Origin of the sequence: Embleya sp. NPDC056575 (genome assembly GCF_042793325.1) — a bacterium.
Lineage (GTDB): Bacteria > Actinomycetota > Actinomycetes > Streptomycetales > Streptomycetaceae > Embleya.
Genome location: NZ_JBHTVA010000009.1, coordinates 71742 through 98250, shown reverse-complemented (window position 1 = coordinate 98250; position 26509 = coordinate 71742). Strand labels below are relative to the sequence as shown.

Annotated in this window: 21 protein-coding genes and 1 riboswitch; of the genes, 7 read left to right on the top strand and 14 right to left on the bottom strand. The window is 71.6% G+C overall.

Annotation, left to right across the window (positions count from 1 at the left end):
* The first annotated feature begins 82 nt into the window (after positions 1-82).
* On the top strand, positions 83-2014 hold the full coding sequence (locus ACFRCG_RS09280) for an asparagine synthase-related protein (protein WP_380030175.1): 1932 nt from the start codon (positions 83-85) through the stop codon (positions 2012-2014).
* A gap of 327 nt (positions 2015-2341) precedes the next feature.
* Here the strand turns inward: ACFRCG_RS09280 and ACFRCG_RS09275 are convergent, their stop codons facing one another.
* On the bottom strand, positions 2342-3958 hold the full coding sequence (locus tag ACFRCG_RS09275) for a SpoIIE family protein phosphatase (RefSeq protein WP_078976044.1): 1617 nt from the start codon (positions 3956-3958) through the stop codon (positions 2342-2344).
* Positions 3959-4180: 222 nt separating this feature from the next.
* Positions 4181-5512, bottom strand: a complete 1332-nt coding sequence (locus ACFRCG_RS09270; RefSeq protein ID WP_380030173.1) for an NAD(P)/FAD-dependent oxidoreductase — start codon at positions 5510-5512, stop codon at positions 4181-4183.
* A gap of 219 nt (positions 5513-5731) precedes the next feature.
* Between ACFRCG_RS09270 and ACFRCG_RS09265 the strand changes: the two genes are divergently transcribed.
* Positions 5732-6475 (top strand): TetR/AcrR family transcriptional regulator, encoded by a 744-nt coding sequence (locus tag ACFRCG_RS09265; RefSeq protein WP_380030172.1) that lies wholly within the window; start codon positions 5732-5734, stop codon positions 6473-6475.
* 96 nt (positions 6476-6571) lie between these two features.
* Here ACFRCG_RS09265 and ACFRCG_RS09260 read toward each other — a convergent pair whose 3' ends face one another.
* The 4 genes from ACFRCG_RS09260 to ACFRCG_RS09245 all read right to left on the bottom strand — a co-directional run bounded on the left by ACFRCG_RS09260 (position 6572) and on the right by ACFRCG_RS09245 (position 11056).
* Complete coding sequence (locus tag ACFRCG_RS09260) at positions 6572-7024, bottom strand: universal stress protein (RefSeq protein ID WP_380030171.1); 453 nt, start codon at positions 7022-7024, stop codon at positions 6572-6574.
* Positions 7025-7343: 319 nt separating this feature from the next.
* Complete coding sequence (locus tag ACFRCG_RS09255; protein ID WP_380030170.1) at positions 7344-8384, bottom strand: phosphotransferase family protein; 1041 nt, start codon at positions 8382-8384, stop codon at positions 7344-7346.
* Between the two features lie 64 nt (positions 8385-8448).
* A complete protein-coding gene (locus ACFRCG_RS09250) occupies positions 8449-9594 on the bottom strand; it encodes an acyl-CoA dehydrogenase family protein (protein WP_380030169.1) in 1146 nt (381 codons plus the stop codon).
* Positions 9595-9787: 193 nt separating this feature from the next.
* Positions 9788-11056, bottom strand: coding sequence for an MFS transporter (locus ACFRCG_RS09245; protein ID WP_380030168.1), 1269 nt, complete (start codon positions 11054-11056; stop codon positions 9788-9790).
* Positions 11057-11426: 370 nt separating this feature from the next.
* Between ACFRCG_RS09245 and ACFRCG_RS09240 the strand changes: the two genes are divergently transcribed.
* From ACFRCG_RS09240 to ACFRCG_RS09230, 3 genes are all read left to right on the top strand, one after another.
* Positions 11427-11981 (top strand): MarR family winged helix-turn-helix transcriptional regulator, encoded by a 555-nt coding sequence (locus ACFRCG_RS09240; protein ID WP_380030167.1) that lies wholly within the window; start codon positions 11427-11429, stop codon positions 11979-11981.
* A gap of 48 nt (positions 11982-12029) precedes the next feature.
* Positions 12030-12314 (top strand): hypothetical protein, encoded by a 285-nt coding sequence (locus tag ACFRCG_RS09235; RefSeq protein WP_380030166.1) that lies wholly within the window; start codon positions 12030-12032, stop codon positions 12312-12314.
* A 101-nt stretch (positions 12315-12415) separates the two neighbouring features.
* Entirely contained in the window at positions 12416-12682 is a 267-nt protein-coding gene (locus ACFRCG_RS09230; RefSeq protein ID WP_380030165.1) for a hypothetical protein, read from the top strand.
* A gap of 794 nt (positions 12683-13476) precedes the next feature.
* Here the strand turns inward: ACFRCG_RS09230 and ACFRCG_RS09225 are convergent.
* From ACFRCG_RS09225 to ACFRCG_RS09200, 6 genes are all read right to left on the bottom strand, one after another.
* Complete coding sequence (locus tag ACFRCG_RS09225) at positions 13477-13989, bottom strand: hypothetical protein (RefSeq protein WP_380030164.1); 513 nt, start codon at positions 13987-13989, stop codon at positions 13477-13479.
* Positions 13990-15345, bottom strand: coding sequence for an ATP-binding protein (locus ACFRCG_RS09220; RefSeq protein WP_380030163.1), 1356 nt, complete (start codon positions 15343-15345; stop codon positions 13990-13992). It abuts the gene before it with no gap.
* A gap of 67 nt (positions 15346-15412) precedes the next feature.
* Positions 15413-16924 carry an SCO6880 family protein gene (locus ACFRCG_RS09215; RefSeq protein WP_380030161.1) on the bottom strand — a complete coding sequence of 504 codons (1512 nt, stop codon included), beginning with the start codon at positions 16922-16924 and terminating at the stop codon, positions 15413-15415.
* Positions 16924-18261 (bottom strand): hypothetical protein, encoded by a 1338-nt coding sequence (locus tag ACFRCG_RS09210; RefSeq protein ID WP_380030160.1) that lies wholly within the window; start codon positions 18259-18261, stop codon positions 16924-16926. Before ACFRCG_RS09210 ends, ACFRCG_RS09215 begins: the two co-directional genes overlap by 1 nt.
* Positions 18251-19063: a hypothetical protein gene (locus ACFRCG_RS09205; RefSeq protein ID WP_380030159.1), complete on the bottom strand. Its 813-nt coding sequence runs from the start codon at positions 19061-19063 to the stop codon at positions 18251-18253. Before ACFRCG_RS09205 ends, ACFRCG_RS09210 begins: the two co-directional genes overlap by 11 nt.
* Positions 19064-19379: 316 nt before the next feature.
* On the bottom strand, positions 19380-19703 hold the full coding sequence (locus tag ACFRCG_RS09200) for a hypothetical protein (RefSeq protein ID WP_078979333.1): 324 nt from the start codon (positions 19701-19703) through the stop codon (positions 19380-19382).
* A gap of 235 nt (positions 19704-19938) precedes the next feature.
* Between ACFRCG_RS09200 and ACFRCG_RS09195 the strand changes: the two genes are divergently transcribed.
* Positions 19939-21129: an NlpC/P60 family protein gene (locus ACFRCG_RS09195; protein ID WP_380030158.1), complete on the top strand. Its 1191-nt coding sequence runs from the start codon at positions 19939-19941 to the stop codon at positions 21127-21129.
* Between the two features lie 150 nt (positions 21130-21279).
* Positions 21280-23307 (top strand): PIG-L family deacetylase, encoded by a 2028-nt coding sequence (locus tag ACFRCG_RS09190; RefSeq protein WP_380030157.1) that lies wholly within the window; start codon positions 21280-21282, stop codon positions 23305-23307.
* Between the two features lie 132 nt (positions 23308-23439).
* Here the strand turns inward: ACFRCG_RS09190 and ACFRCG_RS09185 are convergent, their stop codons facing one another.
* Positions 23440-24789: a transglycosylase family protein gene (locus tag ACFRCG_RS09185; RefSeq protein WP_380030156.1), complete on the bottom strand. Its 1350-nt coding sequence runs from the start codon at positions 24787-24789 to the stop codon at positions 23440-23442.
* Between the two features lie 4 nt (positions 24790-24793).
* Positions 24794-25015, bottom strand: a riboswitch (cyclic di-AMP (ydaO/yuaA leader).
* Positions 25016-25534: 519 nt separating this feature from the next.
* Positions 25535-26503 (bottom strand): UDP-glucose 4-epimerase GalE, encoded by a 969-nt coding sequence (gene galE, locus ACFRCG_RS09180; RefSeq protein ID WP_380030155.1) that lies wholly within the window; start codon positions 26501-26503, stop codon positions 25535-25537.
* Between the last annotated feature and the right edge of the window lie 6 nt (positions 26504-26509).

Here is a 26509-nt window from a genome sequence, read left to right as displayed (position 1 = left end):
TGGTTCCATGGAACCGTCGGAACCTGTACGGCCGGCATCCATGGTGGGTTTGCGCGGTGCCGTTTACCCGAAGGGGGTCGAGATGCGCTGGTTCGCAGGGACGTCCGAGAGCCCGAGCGTGGCCCGGCCGACCGGGGCCAGGACGCTGTGGGATGGCTCCGATCCGCTGTGGCTGGTGGGCAATTGGCCCGCCGACGAGGTGCGGGTGGTCAGTCGGGGCAGGTTGCAGATGGCCGTGCTCGGCGTCTGCGGCGCCACCGACGCCGAACTCGAGGTCGGCCTCGCGGTGGCCCGCGGTGGGGCGCTGCGGCACCTGACCGGCTGGGCGGGCAGCTACCACGTGGTGCTGCGCGCCGGTCGGCGTACCGTGGTGCTGGGCGATCTCGCCGGTGTCCGCCAGGTGTTCCACGCCGACCCGGGCGACGGCGTGGTCTACGCCTCGCACGCGCTCCCGCTCGCCGACCTGACCCGGGCGGGCCTGGACACCGAGGCGTTCGCCGCCCGCCTCGCCTGCCCCGACGTGCCCGAACTGGTGGCCGGGCGCTCGATGTTCACCGGCGTGAGCCGGCTGGAACCAGGCCATGCGCTCGAACTCACCCACGGCGTGCCCCGGGTGCGGCTCTACGAACAACACCGCTCTCCCCTGGACTTCCCCGGCGCGGCCGACGCGCTCGGGCGCGCGCTCACCGACGCCGTGGGTCGGCGCGTGGCCGAATCCGAGCGCCCGGGCGCCGATCTGTCCGGCGGGCGCGACTCCGCGGTGCTCGCGCTGCTCGGCGCGCGCTCGCTCACCAAGGGCACCGCGCGCGACCTGGTCGCGGTCACCTGGGCCGAGCCGTGCGCTCCCGGCGACCCGGCCTCGGCGGCCGACATCGTGGCCCGCTCGGCGCGGCTGCGCCACCTGGTGATCCCGGGCGGGGTGGACCACCTGCCCTACACCGGCCTCGCCGACGTGCTCGACGGCACGGTGATGCCCGACGAGCCCGGCTTCTCGCTGATCGGAATGGCCCGAACCGGCCGCACCCTGGAGGCCGTTCGCGACGCCGGCATCGACATGCACATCACCGGCTACGGCGGCGACGCCGTACTGGGCACCCCGCTCGCCTACCTGGCCGACCTCGCGATGGACCGCCGCCGGGTCACCACCGCCCGGCATGCCCGCACCTGGGGGCGCAACCTGGGGATGAGCGGCTTCGAGTTGGCGAGCACCGCGAGTCGGGTCGCCCGCACCACCTTCCCCCAGGCACTCGACCGGCTCGCCGAGGTGTTCGCGGGCTCGGGTCGGGTGGACACGGGGCCGGCCGCCGCCATCGCGTGGTGCACCGCGGCCCCCACGGCGGTCTGGACGACGCCGGAGATGCGCCACCGCCTCGCCGTATCGCTGCGCCGGCTCGCGGGCGAGTCGGTGGTCTCGGCCGGATCCGTAGTCGCCGCGGATCCGGCTGTCCACGGCCGTCCGGGGGACCGCGCCGCATGGGTCGCGGTCCGCCGGGCGGCCGAACGGCAACGGGCCTACCAGCAACTCGCCGAGCGGGTCGGAGTGCGGGTCCAGGCGCCGTACCTGGACACCGCCGTGGTGCGCGCCGGGCTCGCGCTGCCGGCGTGGGCGCGGGATCGGGACGACGGCCCCAGGGCGCTGCTCACCGCGGCCGTACAGGGGCTGATCCCCCCGCACGCGCTCGGCACCGTGCACCGGGCCGACTACACCGAGGCCGAACGGCGCGGTCTGCGGATCAACGCACGCACGCTGCGCGAACTGTTCGCCGACCCGCTGCTGGGCGAGCTGGGCGTACTGGACCCGGTCCAGGTGCGACACGCCCTCGACCTGGCCATCGGCGGCCCGAGCCTGGCCAAGGGCGACCAGGCCGTACGCCCCGAGCTGCCACTGGGCCCACTGGCCGACATCGTCTCGGCCGAACTATGGCTGCGCGGCGTCTGGGAGGGCCGAGTAATGCGCTGGGACGCCACCCCCAGCTCCGCCCCAGGCATCCGAATCGCCGCCGCCGTGGCCTGACCCGACAAGAACCCTCCACCTCAAACGCCGGCCACCCAGCCCCACCGGCGTTTGAGGCGAAGGCCGGGCCGACACTTGAGCCCAAACATCCCGTCCGGCGTTCGAGACCAATCAGCCTAGCCGGCGCTTGAGACCAAACATCCCGTCCGGCGTTCGAGACCAATCAGCCTCGCCGGCGCTTGAGGCGAACCAGCCCGGCCGGCGTCTGAGGCCAATCAGCCTCGCCGGCGTTTGAGGCGAAGGAGCCCGGCCGGCGTTTGAGGCCGAATCAGCCCCGCCGGCGCTTGAGGCGAAACAGCCCGGCCGGCGTTTGAGGCCAAACCCCGGTCAACCCAACGGGAACTCGCACCAGACCGTCTTGCCCTCGTCCGTCAACCGACTCCCCCACGACTTCGCGATGGTCGCCACGATCGCCACGCCCCGCCCGCTCTCGTCATCGGCCGCCGCCCGCCGCCGCCGCGGCACGTGGTCGTCCGCGTCGGACACCTCGACGATCAACCGCCGATCCGTGCGCCGAAGGCGCAACCGCATCGGGGCCGCGCCATGCGTGAGCGCGTTCGCCACGAACTCGCTCACCGCCAGCACCCCCAGCTCGCGCAGCTCCTCGCCCACCTGCCAACTCGCCAGCACCCCGGACGTGAACGCCCGCCCCCGCGCGGCCACCTCACTGCCCCCGAGCAGGTCGAGCGACGCGGTCCGGAACAACCGCGCCTGCGCCCCCTCGCGCCGCGGCAGCTGCAGCACCAGCATGGCCATGTCGTCGTCGTGCTCCTCGGGCAGCTGCATGTGCGCGATCAGGTGGTCGCGCACCGCCTCCGGCTCGCCCACCGAGGACAGCAGCGCCGCGCCGAGCGTGTCGATGCCCTCGTCCAGGTCCTCGCCCCGACGCTCGACCAGGCCGTCGGTGTACAGCACCACCGTCGAGCCCGGATCCAGGGTGATCCGTCCCGAGGTGTGCGGCCAACTCGCCCCGGTGCCCAGCGGCGGCCCGTTGGCGTCGTCGAGCTTGTGGATCACGTCGTCGCCGTCGCGCACCAGCGGCGGCAGATGGCCCGCCGTGGAATAGGTCAGCACGCCCTCGCCCGGGTCGTAGACGGCATAGGCGCAGGTGGCGATCTGGGTGGCGTCGATCTCCATCGCCGTCTCGTCCAGCAACTGCAGGATCTCGTGCGGCGGCAGATCCAGCCGCGCGTACGCCCGCACCGCCGTGCGCAGTTGGCCCATCACCGCCGCCGCCCGCACCCCGCGGCCCATCACGTCGCCGATCACCAGCGCGGTGCGCCCCGCGCCCAGGGTGATCACGTCGTACCAGTCGCCGCCCACCGCCGCGTCGGTGCCGCCGGGCAGGTACTTCGCGGCCACGATCAGATCGTCGGGGTTCTCCAACCGCTGCGGCAGCAGGCTCCGCTGCAGGGTGACCGCGGCCTGCCGGTGTCGCCGCTCGCTCTCCCGCAACCGATCGGTGGCCTGGACCTGGTCGGTGACGTCCACCGCGAACACCAGCACACCGCGCGTGTCCCCGCCCCGCCCGGCCGCCTCGGGGCGCACCGGCGTGCAGACGAACGTGTAGTAACCGTGCCTGCGCTCGCTCTCCGGCATGCCCGGGTACGTCTCGCCGCGGTGATCCACCCGTCGCGCCCGCACCGTACGCCCGCGCCCGGTCCGATAGACCTGGTCCATCAGGGTCAGCAGCCCGTGCTCGGCGAGTTCGGGCAGCGCGTCCCGCGCCGGCACCCCCGATCTGCGCGCGCCGAAGACCGCCCGGTAGGCGTCGTTGACGTAACACAGCTCGTGGTTCGACCCCCGGGTGACCGCGATCAGCGCGGGCGCGTGGGCCAGCACGTCGCGCAGCGGGAAGGTGTCGTTCGATTCCTGGCTGCGTGCCGCCGGCACCGAGCGCCGCCGGTCACCGGCCAGCCGGGCGCCCCACCGAGTGATGTTCAACCGCTCGCTTCCTGGAGAGTTCGTTCACGCAAAGCGCATGGAGATATACCGCAGGTGACATCCCCAGTGTGGGCGAAAGTCGGTCGTGAGGGAATCACGTCCCGTGACCGGCCCCCGTTCGGGGTACCGCAGCAGTGCGCTGTGGCAATGTACGGGACCCGGTCGCGACACACTCAACCCTCGGACAACACGGCAGCCTACGAGCCGCGCGGTCGCACGTGCCTACCCGGTGCGCCCGCGGTCGCCTCGGGTGGCGTACTCGAATTCGGCGCGCGGGTGCTCGATCGACCCCAGCGAGACGATCTCGCGCCGGAACATCAGGGACAGTGTCCATTCCGCCATGATGCGCATCTTGCGGTTCACCGTGGGCACCCGGCTGAGGTGGTAGGTGCGGTGCATGAACCAGGCCGGCAGGCCCTTGGTCTTGATCCCGTAGACCTGCGCGACACCCTTGTGCAGCCCGAGGGACGCGACCGAGCCGGCGTACTTGTGCCGGTACTGCCGCTGCGGTTGGCGGCGCAGCCTGGCCACGATGTTGTCGGCCAACACCCGGGCCTGGCGCACCGCGTGCTGCGCGCTGGGCCCGGTGAACTCCTCACCCGGTTTGGTCAGGTCGGGCACCGCCGCGCAGTCCCCCGCGGTCCACACCCCCGGTACACCGTCCACCTCCAGCGTCGCCCGGGCCCGGAGCCGGCCCTTGTCGTCCAGCGGCAGGTCGGTGGAGAGCAACATCGGACTGGGCTTGACTCCCGCGGTCCACACCAGCGTGCTCGCGTCGAGTTCGGTGCCGTCGGAGAGCACCACGTGCCGGTTCACCGCCGACTCCAGGCGGGTGTTCAGGCGTACGTCGATGCCGCGTCGGCGCAATTCGGCAACCGTGTACCTGCCCATGTCCTCGCCGACTTCCGGCAGGATCCGGGGAGATGCCTCGACCAGGATCCAGCGCATGTCGGCGGGGGTGATGTTGTGGTAGTAGCGGCAGGCGTAGCGCGCCATGTCCTCCAACTCCGCCAGCGCCTCGACGCCCGCGTAGCCGCCGCCGACGAAGACGAACGTCAGCGCGTGGTCGCGGATCGACGGGTCGCGGGTCGAGGAGGCGGTGTCCAACTGCTCCAGCACGTGGTTGCGCAGCGCGATGGCCTCCTCCACGGTCTTGAAGCCGATGCCCCACTCGGCCAGACCGGGGATGGGCAGCGTGCGCGCCACCGAGCCGGGCGCGACCACGAGCAGGTCGTAGGGCTCGGCGTAGGTCTCCCCGCCGAGCAGTTCGACGGTCGCGGTCTTGTTCGCGTGGTCGACGTGCTCGACGGTCCCGGTGACGATCCGGCACTTGGGCAGTACCGACCGGAGGGGGACGACCACGTGTCGCGGCGAGATGGCGCCGGCCGCGGCCTCCGGAAGGAAGGGCTGGTAGGTCATGTAGGACTGCGGTTCGACGACGGTCACCGTCGCCTCTCCCGTTTTGAGTTTTCGTTGCAGGCGCAGAGCGGTGTACAGGCCGACATAGCCGCCGCCGACGATCAGGATGCGCTCGGGCCGAGTCGAGGTCGTCATGCGTCCCACTCTGCCCCTTTCCGGGGGACGCATCCAGGTGTTCGACGGGTTTCCACCGTCCGTACTGGTGGTGACGAGACGTCAGCGTTCAGCGATATCTTCACAACCGTGCTGTCGGATTCCGCTTCTTGGCCGGGGTCGGTTCGGGTAGTCTCGACGCCCTGGGCAAAGCGGGGTCTGGTGGGGGAATCGACACACTTGCCTTCCGGGGGAGACGCTATGAGCGGCGCTTCGCGCACGCGGACCACCAAGATGCAGGACACCGGAGCCGACGGCATCGGAGGTCGGCACACAACGACGATTCCATCGGCACGCAAGCCGCAGCGCGGCAGGCCGGCCGAGCCGTCACCACAGCTGCGCACCGACGCCCGGCGCAATCTGGAGCAGGTGCTGCGCGCCGCCCGTGAGGTGTTCGGCGAGTTGGGCTACGACGCTCCGATGGAGGAGATAGCCCGCCGCGCCGGCGTGGGGGTGGGCACCATCTACCGCCGCTTCACCGGCAAGGAGGCACTGGTCCAGCGGATCATGATCGCCGAGACCAACCGACTGACGGCCGAGGCGGTCAACGCCCTGGACGAGGAACCCGACGCGTGGTCCGCCCTGGCGCGCTACTTACGTCGCGCGGTCGGCTCGGGTGCCGGCCGATTGTTCCCCGCGCTCAGCGGGCGGGTCCCGGTCACCGAGGAAATGAGCACCTCGCGCGCCGAACTCAACGACGCGGTGGGCATGTTGGTCGACCGGGCCAAGGCCGGCGGCCTGCTTCGGGCGGATGTGTCCGACGCCGACATCTCGCTGATGATGTCGTGTCTGTTGCCTCCGTCGGGGCTGCCGCATCCACAACGGCTGACCATCGCCGGTCGTTATCTGGAGATTCTGCTCGACGGGCTGCATGCGGGACACTCCTCGCCGCTGCCCGGAAAACCTTTCACGCAGGACGAGTTGGACACGTTGTTCCTGAGTTGAGGCGAAGCCTCGGAGTCCGGGCGCCTCGTGGCCCCGGGACCGCCGTCACTCGGCGCCGCCGCCACCGCAAACCGCCACCACCGACCGTACAGAGCCTCAGCCGCGCACCACGAGGACCGGGCACGCGGCATGGTGTACCACCGCCGTGCTGACCGAGCCGAGCAGCAGGCGGGCGAATCCGCCGGAGCCGCGCGAGCCCACCACGAGCAGTTCGTGGCGTTCGGACATGCCGAGCAGTACTTCGGTCGCCGTACCCGCGTGGACCTGGACGACCGTGCGGCCGCTGAACGTGTGTTCGCGCTCGCCGTTCACCTCGCCGACCGTGGCCTCGGTTCGGGTCCGCAGTTCGGCGAGCGTCCGTTCCAGGTCCTCCTGGTAGTGCGGGCCGGGCGCGATCACCACGTAGCCGGGCGTCGCGGGCTGCGCGGTCACCACGTAGAGCGGCAGTTCGCGCAGTTCGGCCTCGGTCATCGCCCAGTCCAGTGCCCGCCGGGACGGTTCCGATCCGTCGACGCCGACCACGACGCCCTTCGGCTCAGCGTCGGTCATGGGCCCTCCTCGTCCACCGGAACCGGATGTGGAGGGCCCGATACCACCGGGACGTCGCGCGCTCACTTCCCCACCGGAATGCCACCCGGACGGCGGGGTGCGCCGAGCGGACACACCCGCACGTCGACGCGGGGGCAAGCAGTGGGCAGGGCACGGACCGGCCCGGGCGCCGGATCGCCGCGGCACCGACAGGCTCGGGCATACGTCGTCGCGGTGCGGAGGCGGACCGCGCGCGGGTGGCCTCGGCACCGGCGGTCTCGGGCATCGAGCGGCTCGGGCGTCGGCCCGCTCGGGTGCCCGGTCCCCGGTGTCCGGCAGGTCAGGCGGCGGCCAGGATCTCCTTCGCCCGCTCCGCCAGTGCCCGCAGGCCGTCGGGGGTGAAGCGGCCGGATGTGTCCTGATCGCCCATCGCGCCGGCCGTGTAGCGGTCGAGCACGCCCGCGAGGATGCAGGCCAGCCGCCAGCACGCGAACGCCTGGTACCAGCGGATGTGGCCCAGGTCCCGACCGGTGGCCGCCGCATAGCGCGCGGCGAACGCGGCCCGGTCGACGAACCCCTCGCTCGCGGTGCCGTCCGCCGGCAGCAGCGTGCCGTCCTCGCCCGCCTCGACCCAGTACATGAGCGTGGTGCCGACGTCGGCGAGCGGGTCGCCGAGCGTGCACAACTCCCAGTCCAGGACCGCGCGCACGGTGCCGTCGGGACCCAGGATCACGTTGTCCAGCCGGAAGTCGCCGTGCACGATCGTCGCGCCCTGCTGCTCCGGCACGGACGCCGCGAGCGCCCGGTGCACCTCGTCGATCGTGTCCATCCCGGGCACCCGGGTGGCCTCCCACTGGCGCTGCCAGCGCCGCAGTTGGCGGCCGATGTAGTCCTCGCGGCGGCCGAGTTCGCCCAGGCCCACCGCGTCCACGTCCACCGCGTGGATCGCGGCCAGCACGTCCGCCAGCTGTTCCCCCGCCCGCCGGCGGGCCTGCGGGGTGAGCAGCCGGTTCGCGTCCTCGGCGCTGCGGATCACGTGCCCGTCGACGAAGTCCATCACGAAGAACGGCGCGCCGTTGACGGCGTCGTCCGCGCAGTACCCGAGCACCGGCGGCACCGGCACATCGGTACGCCCCGCCCCGAGCGCGGCCAGGATCCGGTACTCGCGGCCCATGTCGTGCGCGGTCGCCAGCACATGCCCGAGCGGAGGCCGCCGCAACACCCACCGGCGCGCGTCGGCGTCGGCGACCACGTAGGTCAGGTTCGACCGCCCACCCAGCACCAACTCGAAGTCGAGCGGCGGCCGCACGGCCGTACGCTCCGCGAGCCAGGTCGTGATCGCCTCGGGGCGCAGCGCCTCGGACGGGGAACTCTGCGGCATGGTGGCACTCTCCGCTTCGGTGCTGCTCGGGGGCGAGGTGGTGCGGCCGGCGGGCCGCGGTGCGTCAGATGCCGAGGGAACGACCGATGATCTCCTTCATGATCTCGTTGGTCCCGCCGTAGATCGACTGCACGCGGGTGTCCACGAATGCCTTGGCGACCGGGTATTCGAGCATGTAGCCGTAGCCGCCGTGCAGTTGCAGGCAGCGGTCGACCACCCGGGACTGCAGGTCGGTGGTCCACCACTTGGCCTTCGAGGCGGCCACCGCGTCCAGTTCGCCCGCGACGTGCTTCATCACGCAGTCGTCGAGGTAGGTCCGGGCGATGTCCAACTCGGTGTCCATCTCCGCCAGTTCGAACCGGGTGTTCTGGAACGAGCCGATCGTACGGCCGAACGCGGTACGGGTCTTGACGTATTCGAGAGTGTGCGCGAACACCCGCTCGGCGCCCGCCACCGCGGTGCACGCGATGCCCAACCGCTCCTGGGGCAGGTTGTGCATCAGGTGGTAGAAGCCTCGGTTCTCCTCGCCGAGCAGGTTGGCCACCGGGACCCGGACGTCGGAGAAGAACAACTCGGCGGTGTCCTGCGCCTTCATCCCGATCTTCTCCAGGTTGCGCCCGCGTTCGAAGCCGGGCATGCCCCGCTCGACCACGATCAGACTGATCCCCTTGCTGCCCTTGGCCGCGGGGTCGGTCTTGGCGACCACGACCACCAGGTCGGCGTTGATCCCGTTGGTGATGAAGGTCTTGGCGCCGTTGAGCACGTAGTGGTCGCCGTCGCGCCGCGCCGTGGTGCGCACCCCCTGGAGGTCGCTGCCCGCGCCGGGTTCGGTCATGGCGATCGCGGTGATGATCTCGCCCGAGCAAAAGCCCGGGAGCCAGCGCTGCTTCTGCTCGTCGGTGGCGAGGTCGTTCAGGTACGGCGCGACCACCTCGTTGTGCAGCCCGAAGCCCACCCCCGAGGCGCCCACCCGGATCAGTTCCTCGGACGCGATGGCGAGATAGCGAAAATCGGCGACTCCGCCGCCGCCGAAGCGCTCGTCCACATCGATCCCGAGCAGCCCCTGCTTGCCGGCCTTCAGCCAGAGCGAACGATCGACGATCCCGTCCTTCTCCCACTGATCGTGGAAGGGCACGACTTCGCGCTGAAGAAACTCCCGAACGCTTCCCCGAAACGCGATGTGCTCGGGTTCGAGGTGCCGGTCCCTCATGTGTCCACTCCCCCTGCGGTCCCGCGACGGACCACGCCGGTTCGAACATTCCTACCGGTCGGTAGGTTCCGTGTGCACGCATGGTAGGCGTGCACACGAGGGCGATCAACCCTTCGGGTACGAGGGAGCCCGTCTCGGGCCGACGAGGCCGCCGCTCCGGTTCCGGGACGGGGGACCGGAGCGGCGGGCCCGGCTACGCCGTCAGGGCCTGTGGGGTGGCCGGCTGGCGGGTGATCGTCGACTCCGCCACCACCGTGCCGTTCTGGGTGGGGTTGAGGCTGTGGCGCATGCGCAGCGCCAGGACCGTGATCAGGATCGAGCAGGCCATCAACACGCCCAGGTACGGGGCGTACAGGCCCGCGCCGACCATGACGCCCGCGAAGGCCGGGCCCGCCGCCATGGCCAGCTGCTTCACCAGCGACTGGGCCGCGTTGTACTGGCCCAGCAGGTGCGCCGGGGCCAGGTCGGCGACCATCGGGCCGAGGGTCGGCGCCAGCAGCGACTCGCCCACACCCAGCAGGGCGAAGGTGATCACGATCGTGCTCGCGGCGGCGACCGAGTTGTCGTGTACCAGGCCCGACACCGCCGTCACGATCCAGGCGAGCAGCCAGACCAGGCCGGTCGCCGCGATCACCGTGCTGCGGCGGCGGCGCTGGGTGATGCGCAGTACGGTCAGCTGGCCGAGCACGATCACCGCGGTGTTGGCCGCGAGTGCCACGCCCAGCATGCGCGGCGAGATCCGGCTGACCTCCGTCGCGAAGGCGGTCAGGCCCGACTCGAACTGGCCGTAGCAGGTGAAGAAGATCACCGCGCTCACCACGCACAGCCGAACCATCGCCCGGTTGCGCAGCAGATGCCGAAAGCCCGCGCCCGGCGTGGTGCCGGCCGGCATCGGCGGTACCGCGGGCAGCCGGACCGTGCCGCACACCGCGCCGAGGACCAGGAACATCGCGGTCTCGATGGCGAACAGCAGGGTGAAGCTGGCGGGCCGCGACTCGTCGACGATCAGGCCGCCGATCAGACCGCCGATGCCCAGGCCCAGGTTGTTGAAGGTGAACTGCAGCGCGAACGCCCGGGCGCGGGTCGGCGCCGTCGTCAGCCGCACGATCATCGTGGCCAGGGCGGGCTGGATCGCGGCGATGCCCGCACCGAGCAGCGCGGCGCCGAGCATGACGAACACGCCGGTGCGCGCCAGGCCCAGGGTGAGCGAGCCGAGCGCGGCGACCGTCGCGCCGACCGCGAGCACCGGACGCGGGCCGCGCCGGTCGATCGCCGGACCGACCATCGGGAGCACGCACAGCGCGGCGACGGCGAGCACGCTGAACATCAGTCCGGCCTGACCGGCGGACAGGTCTCGCACCCGCGTCACGTATACGAACAGGAACGGCACCGTGAAGCCGCTGCCGAACGCGCTGAGCGCGTTACCGAGCTGGATTCGACGCAGAGCGCCCCGGGTTGCCACCGCACACCTCCCGACTGTCGGTCGCGCGGCCCGGCCGTTCCGGCCCGCGGGGATCGGCCCGCAGGCGGGTCTCGGCGGTACGGGGGCGTGACGGGGCAACCGATCCGGCCCGTGGCCGGCACGGGGGCATGCCCGTGTCCGGCGAGGGGGATCGCCTGGTCCGCGTCGAGGCGGGCGCGCCGGGGGCAGCCGGGGGTGTCCCGGGCCCGCGCCGGCGGTGCCGCCGTGCCTGATCCGATGGTCCGAGTCCTCAAGCCTGAAGACTTCAGAGCTAAACTATACGGATCTATAGCGTTCGCGTCCAATGCATTACCGCCGACCGGGTCCGTGCGCGACGGACCGGGGGTGCGGAGATGGGATACTTCCCCGCATGACAGAGGGGGCCGAGCAGGCAACGCCGGACGAAGGCGACATCGAGGAATACCTCGCCGTCTTCCAGCGCGAATTCCCCGAGGTGGATCCGCAGGTCGAGACGATCGTGGCGGCACTGTCCAAACTCAACCGCCGGATGAGCGTGGCCTACGGTCGCCAGCTCACCGCCCTCGGCATCACCAACGCCGAGTGGGAGGTGCTCAAGGCCCTGGTCCTGGTCGGCCGACCCTACCGGCTCAGCCCCGGCGACCTGGCCCGTCGGCTCGGGTTGACCCCCGCGGCGATGACCCACCGGCTGGACCGGATGGTCGCCGAGGAGTTGGTCACCCGGACCCGCGACGAGCAGAACCGGGTGCGGGTGATCGTCGAACTGACCGGTACGGGGCGCGACGTGTGGCTGCGGGTGGTCCGCGAGGCCGCGGGCTTCGAGGCGGGTCTGCTCCAGGACCTGGGCCCGGCCGAGCGGCACGCGCTGGCCGCGGGGTTGCGCGGGATGCTGGCGCGGGTCGAGGAATCCCAGCCGGACGCCGGTGGGCGGCTCGACACGGAGTGATGCGGTTCGCCTGCGGCGGGCCGGCGGACGAGAAGAGGACCTGGGCAGATGCGAGTGCGTATTCCGAGGCAGCGTACGGACATCGAGCGGCTGGACCGCCCGCTGCCGGCGGGGCTGCCGCGACCGGCACCGCGGGTGTTGCGCGCGCCGCGGCCTCGTGGTGCGCGGTCGGCCGAGGACGCGCTGCTGGACTACCGGCTGGTGGTTGCCCGGACCCTGGGGCGGCATCGGCCCACGGGGGAGGGGACCTGTGTGTGCGGGGTGCCCTCGCCGTGTCCGGTGCGGGCGCACGCGGCGCGGCTGTTGGACTGGCTCCGGCCCGAGCGGGCGTGAACCCTTCGGGGTGAACCCTCCCGAAGCCCCCGTACCGGGGCGGTTTCTCGGCTAGCGTCCCCAGGACACGTTGAGGCGCGGGAGTCACGGGAGGCGTGTGGATGGCCGTATCCGAGGGTGTGTCCGACGGGGCCGCGTACGCCCCGTTCGACCCGACGGCGCTGCCGGCGACGGGGGGCTACTACAAGAAGTTGCCCCCGACGCCCTGCACGTACGACACGGCGCCGTTGCCCCTGGACGCGGTCGACGGGCATCCGGTGGTCTGCAAGAACCGCGCGTGCAAGTACTACCGGAGGTCGGACAAGGTCGAGTACAAGTCCGGCCCACGAGCGTACCGGTGCGAGGAATGCATGACGTGGACGGACTGACATGCTCGTGGCCGCATGGCCCTGAGGGGTCTCCCCCGGGCCCTTGGGCGGGCCCCCGCCGGGTGGCCTCAGGCGCCGGCCGGGCTGGAGTAGGTCCCGTTCACGTTTCGGTGTGCGCCCGTCTTCGCCTGCGTGGGTTGGCCTCAAACGCCGGCCGGGCTGAAAGGTTAGGCCCCGTCCACGTTTCGCCGTGCGCCCGATCTCGCTTCCGTCGGGTGGCCTCAGGCGCCGGCCGGGCTGGAGTAGGTCCCGTTCACGTTTCGGTGTGCGCCCGTCTTCGCCTGCGTGGGTTGGCCTCAAGCGCCGGCCCGGCTGAGTACAACCCGAAACACGAACGGCACTATCTCCGGCCCGGTGGACGCTCAAGGCTGCACCGCAGGCGTAAGACCAGGCACACGCCAGAGCGCGAATGGCACCGAGGCCGGCCCAACGGCGCTTGAAGCCACCCGGCGTAAGCGAGATCGGGCGCACGCCCAAACGTGGACGGGACCTAACCCTTCAGCCCGGCCGGCGTTTGAGGCCAACCCACGCACGCAAAGAGGGGCGCATGCCGAAACGTGAACGGGACCTAACCTTTCAGCCCGGCCGGCGCTTGAGGCCAACCGGCGCAGGCGAAGACGGGCGCACGGCGAAACGTGGACGGGGTCTAACCCTTCGGCCCGGCCGGAGGCGTTGGCGGGGCCATGTGGTTGTGAGTTGGTGGGTCGGGCCGATCGTCGGGTGACCCTACGGCCACGCGGCGACCAGGCCCGGCCACGGGCGAGGGCGCTTCCCGTGTGGGGCGCGCGGGTGCATCATTCCCCGTTCGGGAGCTGGTGATTCCGCTTTGGGGTGGGGGAATTCGGGGATTCCGGTGAGGTGTTGGCGGGCTGTGCGGGGGGTGGGTCCGCCGGCATCTCCGCCCTTGCGGCGGCCGGTGCCTCTGCTCGCCGTCGCAATCGGCGCAGCCACCACCGGAATACCCACGCCGCCGCGACCAGCAGGACCAGCCATACCAGGCCGAATGCCACCCAGAACGCGGTGGGGGAGGGGAGTTGGCCAGGTGGGGTGTCCGGCCAGGCCTGGGCGAGGTCGTCCGGGTGGGTGAAGAGCGGGTGCACCGCCAACGCCGAGCCGTGGTACGTGACCCGGTCCGGCCAGTCCTTGCCGGATCCGAGCGCGGCCAGCCCCGTGGACAGCCAAATCACCGTGGTGCCGGCCACGAGCAGCAGCAGCCCCGCGAGCAGCAGGCCGTCCGGCACGCCCCGCGACGGCACCCGCCCCGGGGTGGGCTCGCGCGGCACCGGCAGCCGTCCCGACCCCGCCATCTACGCCGCCGGATCGTCGGCCAACGCCGCCTCGGCCCGTACCCGTTCCTCCACCGCGTCCTCGGTCATCGCCCGGTCCGTGTAGACCATCGGGCGTTCGGTGTCGGTGATCAGGTGCTTGACCACCTGTACGTTGCCGTTCACGTCCCACACCGCGATGCCCGGGGTCAGCGTCGGGATGATCTCCACCGCCCATCTGGGCAGGCCGAGCACCTTGCCCGTGGCGCGCGCCTCGTCGGCCTTCTGCATGTAGACGGTGCGGGTCGAGGCCATCTTCAGGATCGCCGACGCCTCCTTGGCCGCCGCCCCGTCGACCACGTCGGAGAGGTGGTGCACGACCGCCACGAAGGACAGGCCGAGTCGTCGGCCGAACTTGAGCAGGCGCTGGAAGAGTTGGGCCACGAACGGGCTGTTGATGATGTGCCAGGCCTCTTCCACCAGGAAGATGCGCTTGACCCGGTCCGGCCGGATCCAGGTGTGCTCCAGCCACACCCCCACGATCGCCATCAGGATCGGCATCGCGATCGAGTTCCGGTCGATGTGTGACAGGTCGAAGATGATCAGTGGCGAGTCGAGGTCGATGCCGTCCGTGGTCGGGCCCTCGAACATGCCCTTGAGGTCGCCGTCGGTGAGGCGGTCCAGGACCAGTGCCACGTCGAGGCCCCAGACCCGGACGTCCTTGACGTCCAGGCTGAGCAGTTCGCACGACTCCGGTGTCGGATTGCGCAGTGCCTCGACGATGTCCGGGAGTATCGGCTGGCGCCCGGACACGGTGCGCATCACGTGCGTGTGCGCGGCCTTGAGCGCGTAGCCCGCCCGCTCCTGGAGCGCGTGGCCCATCGCCACCTCGATGATCGTGCGCAGCAGGGCCAGCTGGCCGGTCACCGCGATCGCCGGGTCCAGCGGGTTCAGCCGCACCGCGTCGCCGGAGACGTCGTTCGGGTCGAGCCGGATCGGCTTGACCCCCAGCGCCTCGGCGATCAGGTTCCACTCGCCGACGCCGTCCTCGCCCTGGGCGTCCAGGACCACCACCTGGCGGTCGCGAAAGCGCAACTGGCGCAGTACGTACGTCTTCTCCAGGGCCGACTTGCCGTTGCCCGACTCGCCGAGCACCAGCCAGTGCGGCGCGGGCAGTTGCTGGCCGTACAGCTGGAACGGGTCGTAGATGTAGCCCTTGCCCGAGTACACCTCGCGCCCGATGATCACGCCGGAGTCGCCGAGCCCGGGCGCGGCGGTCGGCAGGTAGATCGCCTGGGCCTGGCCGGTGGACGTGCGCACCGGCAGGCGCTGGGTCTCGCCCCGGCCGAAGATCATGCCCGAGAAGCCCTGGGTCAAGGTGGAGATCAGACCCGGCATGCGCTCACCCCTTCCCGTCCCGCGCGGGTCGAACCGCCCACACTCGCCGTGGCCGAACCGCCCGCGCTCACTTGCGGATACCCGTCGCGAACGGCAGCGTGTTGACGAACGCGCGGTGCTGCTCGCGGTCGCACCACTCCAGCTTGAGGAAACACTTGCCCGCCGAGGCCCGGATCGTGCGCTTGTCCCGGGAGAGCTGGTCCGGATTGCGCGAGGACACCGTGATGTAGCCGACGATGTTCACCCCCGCCGCGCCCCCCGCCAAGTCCTCGCCGCGCTGGTCGACCCGGCCCGTGTGGGCCATGTCGCGCGGGTCGACCACCCGGTTCATCTTGGCCGCGCGCGCCGCGTCGGCGTCGTCGTTGGTCTTCTCGGTGAGCATGCGCTCGATCGCGACGTCGGTCGGCTCCAGGTCCATCGTCACCGCGACCGTACGGATCACATCGGGCGTGTGCACCAGCAGCGGGGCGAGGAAGTTGACCCCGACCGGGGTCAGCGGCCACTCCTTGATCCAGGCCGTGGCGTGGCACCACGGTTCGGCCGAGTCCGACTCGCGGGTCTTGGCCTCCAGGTAGTTCGGATGCGTCGCGTCCAACTCGGCGGGCCACGCGTAGCGGGCCTGCATGCCATCGAACGCGTCGATCTGGTGCTCGGGGTCGTACATCGAGTGGATCAACGAGGCCAGCCTGGCCTCGTTCAGCGGCTGCCGCACCCGGATGTCGGCCTCGGTCAACCGGGCGCACACGTCGGTCAGTTCGCGCGCCATCACCACGCCGATGCCCTTGTCGCCCTTGCCCATCACGTTCGCCTCGGCGGCCAGCTCGCGCGTGTAGTGCATGCACGCGATCAGGTAGGCGCGGTGCTGCTCGGAGGAGGTGGACACCATCGACTGCAACTGCTCGTACGAGTCCTGCACCCACGCCGGCGCCCGGTGATCGCCGCGCCGGGCCACGTCCTTGGCGTGCGCGTCGGGGTCGGCCGGCAGCGTGCGGGCCAGCACCTGGAGGCGGGTGACGAAGCCGTCGCCGTTGGCCACGTGCTTGAGCAGCGTGCCGAACCGCTCGACCAGCGCCTCCTGGTCCTCCGAGTCGCGCAGCCCCACGCCCGGGCCCTCGATCTCGATCGCGGCGGTGACGGTGCGCCGCTCCAGGTGCATCAGCACGGTCAGATCGTCGGGACCGAACGGCACACTCGCCCAGGCCACCCGGCCGACCCCGGGCGGCGCGCCCACCGCGACCCCCTGCCCGGTCAGCTTTGTGCCCGCCTCGGTGACCGCCGAACGATACTTCGCACCCCGCTTGATGGTGCGCTTGTACGTCCGGTTGATCTCCCACCACCGGTAGAACGTGCGCTTCTTGTACGGCATGTACACCGCGGCGAAGGCGAGCAACGGGAAACCGACCAGACCCGCGATGCGCAGCACCAGGATCGGCACCACCAGGCCCCAGAGCAGGGCGAGGCCGCCGGCCGCGATGATCAGGAAGATCTCGCCGGGTTCGCGGTTCTTGCCGATGACCGCGGTGGGTTTGGCCTTGCCGATCAGGAAGGTCCGGCGTCGGGCGACCGGTTGCGTTGTCATTACTCTTTACCGTTCCTCGCGTGAGGCGTTGCCGCGGGACTGGCCGTGGGCGGTTGGGTCGGCGTCGGAGCCGGAGCGCCGCCCGATCCCCCGCCCCTGGTGCCATGGGCCGCAATGCCCGACGATACGGCGTTCGCGGTCACCGGGGCAGAGCCTGCGCCGGAACCGGTCGATCCGCGCGAGGCGTGTGCCTGGATGCCCTGCTTCACGTACGTGGCCGGTCCGTTGACCGCCGAGGCCGGTCCGGACGACTGCATCGCCTTGCGACTGCTGTGCAGCGCGGCCATGTCGTCGCCGATGCTGGGCACGAACCGGTAGATGAGCACACTCGCGAAAATGGAGAGGAACAGGATCGCCAGGCCCGAGAGCACCGCGGAGAACGCGTCGTCCTTGCCGCCCGTGGAGACCGCGGTGGCCAGGCCGAGCACTATCACGATCACCGGCTTGGCCAGCAGTACCGCGATCATGATCCCGGCCCAGCGCCGCACGTGGTGCCACATCGCCTTGTCCACCAGGCCCGAGTACACCGCGGTGCCCAGGATCGCGCCGACGTACAACATCGCGGCGCGGACCAGGAGTTCGACCCACAACACGGCCGCCGCCGCCATCGACAGCAGCGACACGAAGATCAGCATGACCGGGCCGCCGCCGAGATCGCTCGCCGGATCGAGGGCCTTGGAGAAGCCGCCGAGGAACTTGTTGGTGTCCTGTTGGGTGCCGGTCGCGATGGCCGCGGTGATCGCGTCGGTCATCGAGACGGCCAAGTACAGCACCAGCGGGGTGAACGCGGAGGCGATCACCGCCAGCCACAGGTAGCCGATCGCCTCGCTGATCGCGGTGCCTATCGGGACGCCGCGCACGGCGCGCTTGGCCACCGCCAGGATCCACAGGATCAGGGTGAGGAAGGTGGACGCGGCGAACACCACCGCGTACTGGCGCAGAAAGCCCGGGTTGGTGAAGTCGACCTGGGTGGTGTCGTTGACCGCGCCGGCGAGCTTGTCGATGATCCAGGTGGCCGCGTCGGCGCAGCCCTTGGCGATCGAGCCGAGCGGGTCGGTGACGGTGCCGAGCGGGCCCGAACCGGGCGCGCCCGGGCCGCCGTTGTTGCAGATGTCCTTGGCGGGGCCGGTGAGCAGGTCGCACTCCGGCTTGCTCGCCGGCGCGCTGGGGCTCGCGGAGGCGCCGGGGGAGGCGCCGGGAGAGGTGGTGGCGCCGGGTGTGGGGTCGGCCCACACGCGGGTGGCGCCGAGCACGAGGAGGGCCTGGAGGGTGGCGAACACCCCGCCGGCGGTCAGGAATCGGGTGCGAAGGCTGCGGCGTTCCCGGTCAGCGTGCATGGCGCAATTCCCCGAACTCCCCGTCGGCCTTGGCGATGTCGTTGGCGCCGGACGCATCCTGCAGTCCGGCCACCGGCGTCGGACCCTCCTTCTGGCTGAACTCGGTCAGTTTCCAGTCCCCGTTCACCCACGACAGGCGCATCGTGGTGGTGTTCCACGCCTCGGCCACGGGCTTGGTGGAGTCGGCCCCCGCCAACCCCACCACGCCCACGCTCCACACCTCGACGGTGGCCGAAGCGGGGGTGTAGGCAATGGACTTGGTACCCATCGGCACGGCCCGGCAGACGAACGTGCGGCCCTTGGGCGCGGTGCCGTCGGGCTGGAGGCCGAACACGGTGGTCTGCGTCCGGAACGCCTGGTCGGCCCGGGCAAGCAGGCCGTCGCGCACGGCCGGATCGGTGATGGCGGTGATGATCGCCGTGCGCGGCTGGGCGCGGAACATCCGGGCCGAGCCGTACGCGACAACGAAGTTGGCCGCGGCGGACTGGGCGCCCTCGGCGGTCTGCGGATAGCCGACGGGCACGCCCGACTCGGTGCGTTCCGGCACCTGCGCGGCGGACAGCGGCGGTCCGCCCGCCGGGGCCTCGGGCGCGGCGGAGGAACTCTTCGCGGTGTCGTCCGCGCCGCCCTTGTCGCCGTTCTCGGAGCGATTCGCGGCGAAGAGCAGGGACACGATGACCACGGCGATCACCACCACGACGCCGATCCCGGACAGTATGGGGTTGCGCCTGGGCTCCGGACCCTCCGGTGAGGTGGTGGGTCTGGGCAGGCGGGTACGCGTGGCGGGTTCCTCGTCGCTCATGGCCTGTCCCCCCTTACCGCGGCAGGCCGGACATCGCGGACGACCTGCGCGCACAACACAGTCCCCGACGGCCGAGCGCCTCGGGGTTCGGTTGCAGCCGGAACGATCTTCCCAGATGGGCGGTCATACCGGTGGCACCGCGCTGTTGCGTGAACACAGGCTCGATTGTCCGGGAAAGGAACCGGAATTGCTGCTGTGCCCCGAATGCGGAATGGGGCATTCCGTTTTCGGGGCGCACGACGCGCCGGAGTGCGCCGCGCCCGGGATGAAACACCACGGGATTCGCCACCTTGGGGACGGCAGGGTGCGAACCGGTCTAGATCGCCATTCCGTACACAATCGTGAACAGCGTCCCGAGCGATCCGATGATGAACACGCCGGTCAGACCGGCGATGATGAGGCCCTTGCCCTGCTCCGCGCTGAACGTGTCGCGCATCGCGGTCGCTCCTATGCGCTGCTTCGCCGCGCCCCAGATCGCGATCGCCAGGCACAGCAGCAGCGCCACGGCCATGATCACCTCGACCATGATCCGGGCTTCGCCGCCCAGCCTTGCGAACGGGCCCCAGTTCGGAGCTATCCCGCCGATGATCGTATTGATGTCGCCGTTGCCGCCGTTGCCTTTGCCTTCTGCAAGAAACACGTTTTTCACCGCCCCCGAGGTCGGGCTTTGGTTGCCTGTCGTCACATTCGACGGCAGGAGTGGGTCGTTCGTTTATTGTGCTGTGGGGAAGCCGATCGGGCTACCACCTCGGCAAGTGTGTCTGCTCACTGTGTGTATCACGGGTGATTGCGCAGAGCAATCACGGCGCGCACAATGAGCTTCGGAGTGTCCGTCGCGGCCCCGCCCGGCCGCGGAGAATCGGGGGGTATCCGCGATGCGCAAAGCCTGGGTCGCCGGTGGCATCGTATTCGCGATTCCCTTCGGTCTGGTCGGCCTGCTCACGGTGGGGGTCGGCGCGATGCAGTCCGCCTCCGGCAGCCAGACCGGCGCCGGTGGCACGATGGCGCTCGCCCCCGGCACGGTGCCGGCCGCGTACGCGTCCTCGATAGACAAGTGGGGGCGGTTGTGCCCGGAGATCTCGCCGGCGCTGCTCGCCGCGCAGCTGTACCAGGAGAGCGGCTTCGACCCGAAGGCGGTCAGCAACGTCGGGGCCCAGGGCATCGCCCAGTTCATGCCCACCACCTGGCCGGAGTGGGCCACCGACGGCAACGGTGACGGCCAGGCGAGCCCGTGGGATCCGGCCGACGCCATCCCGGCCGCCGCCCGCTACGACTGCTCGCTCGCCAAGTACGTCGCCTCCGTGCCGGGGGATCGCACCAACAACATGCTCGCCGCGTACAACGCGGGCGCGTACCGGGTGATGCAGTACAAGGGCATCCCGCCGTACACGCAGACCCAGGACTACGTGAAGAACATCCGGGCCCTGGAACAGAGTTTCGGCGTGGTCCAGACGCCGCTGCAGCCGATGGCGCTCGCCGCCGGCGCGGTCAACTGGGCGCAGACCAAGCTCGGCACGCCCTACCTGTGGGGCGGCGAGGGCACCGCCGCCGACGGCGGCCGGTTCGACTGCTCGGGGCTGACCCAGGCCGCCTACGAGACGGTGGGCATCATCCTGCCCCGGGTGGCCAACGACCAGTGGAACGCCGGCCGGCACCCCTCGCGAGACCAACTCCTGCCGGGCGACCTGGTGTTCTTCGCCACCGACCTGCGCGACCCGCGCAGCATCCACCACGTGGGGATGTACGTCGGCAACGGCCAGATGATCCACGCGCCCTACACCGGCACGGTGATCAAGTTCGGCCCGATAGACAAGCCCGACTACATCGGCGCGACCCGGGTCACCCCAGAGGGCGCCAAGTCGCTGCCCGATCGCAGCCCCGGCTCGGCGAACAACGACTCGGGTGCGGGCAGTCCGGCCGCCGACCCGGGCAAGACCGCGGCCGGGAACGCGAGTTCGACGGGCGCGGGCAAGGCGGGGAGCGCGGCCGGCGCCCGGACGCAGCCGCGACTGCCCGCCGCCGACCGGCCGCGCGAGGCGACCTCGGGCGAGACCCGCGCGCGCTGACGGGCGGGGCTCGCCGCGCCGCGCGGTCGAGCCGGGTGCGGCCGGGGACGGGCGAGCAGCGATGATGGGGCGGTCCGCCCGGGGCGACGACGCGACCCGATCCGCCGAGCCGCGCCGGACGAGCCCCGACGGCAGAAAGGCCCGGCCGAGATGGCGATGATCCCCGGCACCGGCAGATTCACCGCCGCAGCCGCCGTGCTGGCCGCCGCGTTCACCGCCGCGGTGGTACAGCTGACCGGCCCCTACGGATCGCCGACCCGCCACGCGCCGACCCTGCCGATCGGGATCGAGGCGCTGGCCCCGGCGCCCGGCGTCGGCGGCGCGGTGATGCAGGTGGTGGCCCACCAGGACGACGACCTGTACTTCATGAACCCCGACATCGACCACGCGGTGCACGCCGGCACGGACAACGTGACCGTCTTCCTCACCGCGGGGGAGGCCGACGGCCGCAACGGCCCCGGGAGCCGGCCGGATGTGCGGGCGTACGCGGCGGCGCGCAACAACGGCTCGCGCGCCGCCTACGCGTTCATGGCACTCGGCGACCGCGCGGCGCGCTGGGAACGCCACAGCATCCGCCTGCGCGACGGCGCGCACGCCGAATTCGACCGCCTCGTCGACGCGCCCAACATCAAGCTGGTGTTCCTCAACACCCGCAAGGAGGAGGGCATCGGCGCGAAGGGGCGGCTGCGCACCCTGTGGAACGGCCAGGAGCGCGAACTCGACACGCTGGCCCCGCTCGACGAGCCGGCGGGCGGGCCGTACGCGTACACCCGCGACGGGCTGATCGGGTCCCTGACCGACCTGATGCGGGCCCAGGCGCCGACCGTGGTGCGCACGCTCGACCCGGACCCCGACCGCCAGAAGCACGACGCCGAGCACCCGGCGCACGCCGACAACCACGGCGTCTCCGACCACCAGGACCACACCGCCGCCGCGCGGTTCACCTGGGAGGCGCTGCGCCGCTACAACATCGACCGGCCCGCCGGGGCCGCCGCGGCGATCGCGTATCGCGGCTACTACAACGAGCGCTGGCCGCACAACCTGGAGCCGGCCGCCCGCGAGCGCAAGGACGCGGTCACCCGGGTCTACGGCTGGACCGACCGCGAGCACCACTGCCCGGGCCGGGCGGACTGCGGCGACCTCAAGGTGCGCGACACCGCGTCCCGCAGCAACTGGCCGCAGAGCACCACCTATCGCTTCCCCGACCCGGGCCCCAGGCCCGTGCTCGGCGCGGACGGCCGATCGAGCGCCTGGTCGGTGCTCGGCGGTCGGATCACCCGCTGGGCCGAGGACGGCGCGGGCGTCTGGTCCGCCGCGCGCGACCTGGGCGCCCCCGGCGACGGCGAACTCGCCCCGGCCCCGGCGGTGGTGCGCACGGCGGACGGGCGGATCCGGGTGTTCGCGCTGCGGATCGGCGGCGCGGACCGGGCCGATCGGGACCGGCTCGCGATCGTCACCGCGATCGAGTCGGCGCCCGGCGGCGACCTGGGCCCGTGGCAGGACCTGGGCGGCCCGGACGGCGGCGCGACGGGCCTGGGCCCGCCGGTGGTGCAAGCCGACGGCGCGGGCGGGCTGCACCTGTTCGCGCGCGATCGGGCCAAGGGCATCGGCACGCGGTACCTGCCCGCCGGGAGCACGGCGTGGTCGCCGTGGCGCGACCTCGGCGGCGCCGAGATCGTCGAGGGCCCGACCGCGCTCACCCGTCCCGACGGCCGGGTCACCGTGTTCGGCACGGCCCGCGAGGGCATCCGCGCCTGGGACGTGGTCGGCGACCGGTCCGGCCCGCCGCGCACGATCGCGGCGGATCACCCGGTCGGGCCGCCCGCCGCGTCGGTGGGCGCCGACGGCCGGGTCACGGTCGGCTACCGGCGGGCCGGGACGGCGGAGATCGCGGGCACGACCGAGGCGGGCCCCGACGCGTGGGTTCCCACGGCCACGCGCACGGCCGGGGCCGGCTACGAGCCGCTGTGGCAACTGCCCCGCCCCGACGGCACGCTGCTCACCTCGACCCGGGACGCCGAGGGCCGTCCGGTGGTGCTCGGCGCGACCCCCACGCCGCTCGTGCTCGACGACCGCCCGACCCCGACCGGCCCGACCACCACCCTCGACGGCACGGGCCGACCGCTCGCCCTGTGGCTCGACCCGACCGCCACCCTGCACACCGCCCGCCTGCCCTGAAGCCCCGGCACCCGAGCCCCCGCGCCCCGAGGCCGCCACCCGCCCGCCCCGCGCCCGCGCGGTCCGCACACGCGAACGGCGGGCATCCCCCGCGAAGGGGACGCCCGCCGTTCGGCGCGGGAGTGCGGTGGATCAGACGTTCACGCCGTGGCTGCGCAGCCACGTCATCGGGTTGACCGCGGAGCCGTAGTTCGGCGTGGTGCGGACCTCGAAGTGCAGGTGCGGGCCGGTGACGTTGCCGGTCGCGCCGGAGAGCGCGATCTTCTGGCCGGTCTGCACCTTCATCCCGGCCTTGACCGAGATCGAGGACAGGTGCGCGTACTGGGTGTACTTGCCGTCCGCGTGCCGGATCACGACCTCGTTGCCGTACGCGCCGCCCCAGCCGGCCGAGACGACCGTGCCGGAGGTGACCGCGCGCACCGTGGTGCCGGTCGAGACGGCGAAGTCCTGGCCGGTGTGGTGGCCGCTGGACCAGCGCGACCCGCCCGAGCCGAAGCTCGCGGTCAGGGTGGCGCCGGAGACCGGGGCGACATACGAACCGGAGGCCTGCTCGGAGCCCTTGGCCGAGGAGTCGGCCTTGGTGCTCTCGGTCTTGACCGTGGTCTTCGGCGCGGCGGCCGGCTTGACCTCGGTCTTGGCCTCGGCCTTGGGCGTCTCCGCCTTCGGCGCCTCGGCCTTGGGCTCGTCCTTGGTTTCGGTCCCGGTCTCGGCGGCCGGCGCGGCCTTGCCGTCGACCGTCAGCTGCTGGCCCGGGAAGATCAGGTCCGGGTTCTCGCCGACCACGCTCTTGTTGGCCTCGTACAGCTTCGGCCAACCGCCGGGCACGTTCCGGGCGTTCGCGATCTGCGACAGCGTGTCGCCGGCGACCACGACGTAGGAGCCGCCGGCCGCGTCCGTCTTGGCGGTCGTCTCGGCCTTGGGCGCCTCGGTCTTGGGAGTCTCGTCCTTGGGCGCCTCGGTCTTCGGCGCCTCGCTCTTGACCTCGATCTTCGGCTTGGCGGTCTCGGTCTTCGGCGCCGGCTTGGCGCTCTCCGTCTTCGGGGCCGTCTTCGGCGCGGTCTTGCCGCCCGCCGAGCCCGTGTCGAGGTCCGGAGCGGCACCGCCGCGGGTCAGGCCCGCCTTGACCGAGCAGACCGGCCAGGCGCCGGGGCCCTGGCTCTTGAGCACCTTCTCGGCGATCGCGATCTGCTGGCTCTTGGTCGCCTGGTCGGCGCGCGCGGCGTACTGCGAGCCGCCGAACTCGTTCCAGGTGCTCTGGGTGAACTGGAGGCCGCCGTAGAAGCCATTACCGGTGTTGATCTTCCAGTTGCCCGTGCTCTCGCACTGGGCGACCTTGTCCCAGGTGCTCACGGACGCGGCCTGAGCCGTGCCCGCCCCGATGATCGGCATGGCGACGCCGACACCGGCGACGCCGGCCGCGGCGATCAGACGCGTGGTCCTGCTGGTGCTGCGACGGCGATGACGCCCGGTTCCGGACAGCATGGCTGGATCCTCTCCCACGCCTACGAGGTGAGCTGTCGGATTCGGGCCGGAGATCGATAGCCCGGCCACGTCCCGAAGAACGTGGCTTCACCCCAAGCCGTTCACGGCCGCCGACCGTCTCGATCGGTGCCGTGCGCGGCGGTTCACCTGTGGTTCCCCCGCTCCTGTCGTGTGGTGCTCGTCAGCCTCCCGAACGGCCGGCGACAGGATTCGGCGTACCGGCGATCGGGGTCCGTGTGGGATACGGACGGATCGAACGCTAAGCAGGCCCCGCCGAAGATCACAAGTCTGTGTCGGATAGAAGCCGATTATCCGTTTTGCGGTTGAGCGCAATGTAGATGATCCCTTACGGAAAGGACCGGAGTTGGCGTTCCGTGGTGGATTCGGCCGGATCGGGTGACGAAGAACCTTGATCGAGCCTCGCATGGATCACCCGGGAATGATCACCGAAGTCCCGTTCGTCACAGGCGCATCGCGCGCCTCGGGTCCGGAGTGGCGTCGTTACCCATCGGCGCGCCCGTCCGCACCCGAAGGCGGAGTGATTCGGCCCACAGGACAAAAGCCCCAAGTCCGATTCATCCCGGCGCACTTCACCCCACGCACTCCCCACGACGCCGACGCGCCGGCAGACGTCGCATCGAGGCGTTCGGAGCACACGAAAGCACTCGGGGTGATTCGGGAGCACCGGACGCGCGGCACACGTTCGGCCGGCCCGGCGCTCACCACGTGGCGCGTCCCGCGCCCGTCACCCGCGCCGCGCCCGCCACCCCGCCCACGCGCTCTCCACCATGTCGGAGACGTCCAGGCGGGCCTTCCAGCCCAGTTCGGCCGCGATCCGCTCGGCGCTCGCGACCACCCTGGCCGGGTCGCCGGCGCGCCGGGGCAGCGTCTGGGGTGCGAACTCGCGCAAACCGGTGACCTCGCGGATGAGTTCGACCATCTCGCGGACCGAGGTACCCCGACCGCGGCCGACGTTGAGCACCAGGCGTGTGTCCGGGTCGGCGGCGAGCCGGCGGGCGGCGGCCACGTGCGCCTCGGCCAGGTCCACCACGTGGATGAAGTCGCGCACGCAGGTGCCGTCGGGGGTGTCGTAGTCGTCCCCGTAGATCACCGGCGCCCGGCCGGCCGTCAACTTCTCCAGCACCATCGGCACGAGGTTGGACACGCCCGCGTCCGCCAGCTCCGGCGCGCCGGCGCCCGCGACGTTGAAGTAGCGCAGGCAGGCGTAGGAGATCCCGTGCGCCCGCGCCGTGGCCGCGATCAGCCACTCGCCGACCAGCTTGCTCTCGCCGTAGGGGTTGATCGGCAGACACGGGGTGTCCTCGTCGACCAGGTCCACGTCGGGCATGCCGTAGACGGCGGCGCTGGAGGAGAACACGATCCGGGGCACACCGGCCGCGACCATCGCCGCGAGCAGGGTCCGCAGACCCTCCACGTTCTCCTCGTAGTAATAGAGGGGACGCGCGACCGACTCGGGCACCTGCTTCTTGCCCGCGATGTGCACCACGCCGTCGAAGGTGTGCGCGCCGAACAGCTCGTCGAGCAGCGCCCGGTCCAGCACGGAGCCGATCACCACCGGGATCGTGTCCGGCACCAGCTCGCGGACCCCGGAGGAGAGGTCGTCGACCACGACGACCTCGTCCCCGGCCGCGACGAGCCCACGTACGACATGCGTTCCGATGTATCCGGCACCGCCGGTGACAAGCCACTTCATGTCGAG

What these genes read in the sequence shown, in the direction of transcription:
- ACFRCG_RS09225 (WP_380030164.1), bottom strand. Translation starts at nt 13,989, where the DNA reads ATGGCGGGGTCGGGACGGCTGCCGGTGCCGCGCGAGCCCACCCCGGGG.
- ACFRCG_RS09210 (WP_380030160.1), bottom strand. Translation starts at nt 18,261, where the DNA reads ATGCACGCTGACCGGGAACGCCGCAGCCTTCGCACCCGATTCCTGACC.
- ACFRCG_RS09235 (WP_380030166.1), top strand. Translation starts at nt 12,030, where the DNA reads ATGCGAGTGCGTATTCCGAGGCAGCGTACGGACATCGAGCGGCTGGAC.
- galE (WP_380030155.1), bottom strand. Translation starts at nt 26,503, where the DNA reads ATGAAGTGGCTTGTCACCGGCGGTGCCGGATACATCGGAACGCATGTC.
- ACFRCG_RS09215 (WP_380030161.1), bottom strand. Translation starts at nt 16,924, where the DNA reads ATGACAACGCAACCGGTCGCCCGACGCCGGACCTTCCTGATCGGCAAG.
- ACFRCG_RS09190 (WP_380030157.1), top strand. Translation starts at nt 21,280, where the DNA reads ATGGCGATGATCCCCGGCACCGGCAGATTCACCGCCGCAGCCGCCGTG.
- ACFRCG_RS09240 (WP_380030167.1), top strand. Translation starts at nt 11,427, where the DNA reads ATGACAGAGGGGGCCGAGCAGGCAACGCCGGACGAAGGCGACATCGAG.
- ACFRCG_RS09195 (WP_380030158.1), top strand. Translation starts at nt 19,939, where the DNA reads ATGCGCAAAGCCTGGGTCGCCGGTGGCATCGTATTCGCGATTCCCTTC.
- ACFRCG_RS09270 (WP_380030173.1), bottom strand. Translation starts at nt 5,512, where the DNA reads ATGACGACCTCGACTCGGCCCGAGCGCATCCTGATCGTCGGCGGCGGC.
- ACFRCG_RS09185 (WP_380030156.1), bottom strand. Translation starts at nt 24,789, where the DNA reads ATGCTGTCCGGAACCGGGCGTCATCGCCGTCGCAGCACCAGCAGGACC.
- ACFRCG_RS09205 (WP_380030159.1), bottom strand. Translation starts at nt 19,063, where the DNA reads ATGAGCGACGAGGAACCCGCCACGCGTACCCGCCTGCCCAGACCCACC.
- ACFRCG_RS09260 (WP_380030171.1), bottom strand. Translation starts at nt 7,024, where the DNA reads ATGACCGACGCTGAGCCGAAGGGCGTCGTGGTCGGCGTCGACGGATCG.
- ACFRCG_RS09220 (WP_380030163.1), bottom strand. Translation starts at nt 15,345, where the DNA reads ATGCCGGGTCTGATCTCCACCTTGACCCAGGGCTTCTCGGGCATGATC.
- ACFRCG_RS09255 (WP_380030170.1), bottom strand. Translation starts at nt 8,384, where the DNA reads ATGCCGCAGAGTTCCCCGTCCGAGGCGCTGCGCCCCGAGGCGATCACG.
- ACFRCG_RS09280 (WP_380030175.1), top strand. Translation starts at nt 83, where the DNA reads ATGCGCTGGTTCGCAGGGACGTCCGAGAGCCCGAGCGTGGCCCGGCCG.
- ACFRCG_RS09265 (WP_380030172.1), top strand. Translation starts at nt 5,732, where the DNA reads ATGAGCGGCGCTTCGCGCACGCGGACCACCAAGATGCAGGACACCGGA.
- ACFRCG_RS09250 (WP_380030169.1), bottom strand. Translation starts at nt 9,594, where the DNA reads ATGAGGGACCGGCACCTCGAACCCGAGCACATCGCGTTTCGGGGAAGC.
- ACFRCG_RS09230 (WP_380030165.1), top strand. Translation starts at nt 12,416, where the DNA reads ATGGCCGTATCCGAGGGTGTGTCCGACGGGGCCGCGTACGCCCCGTTC.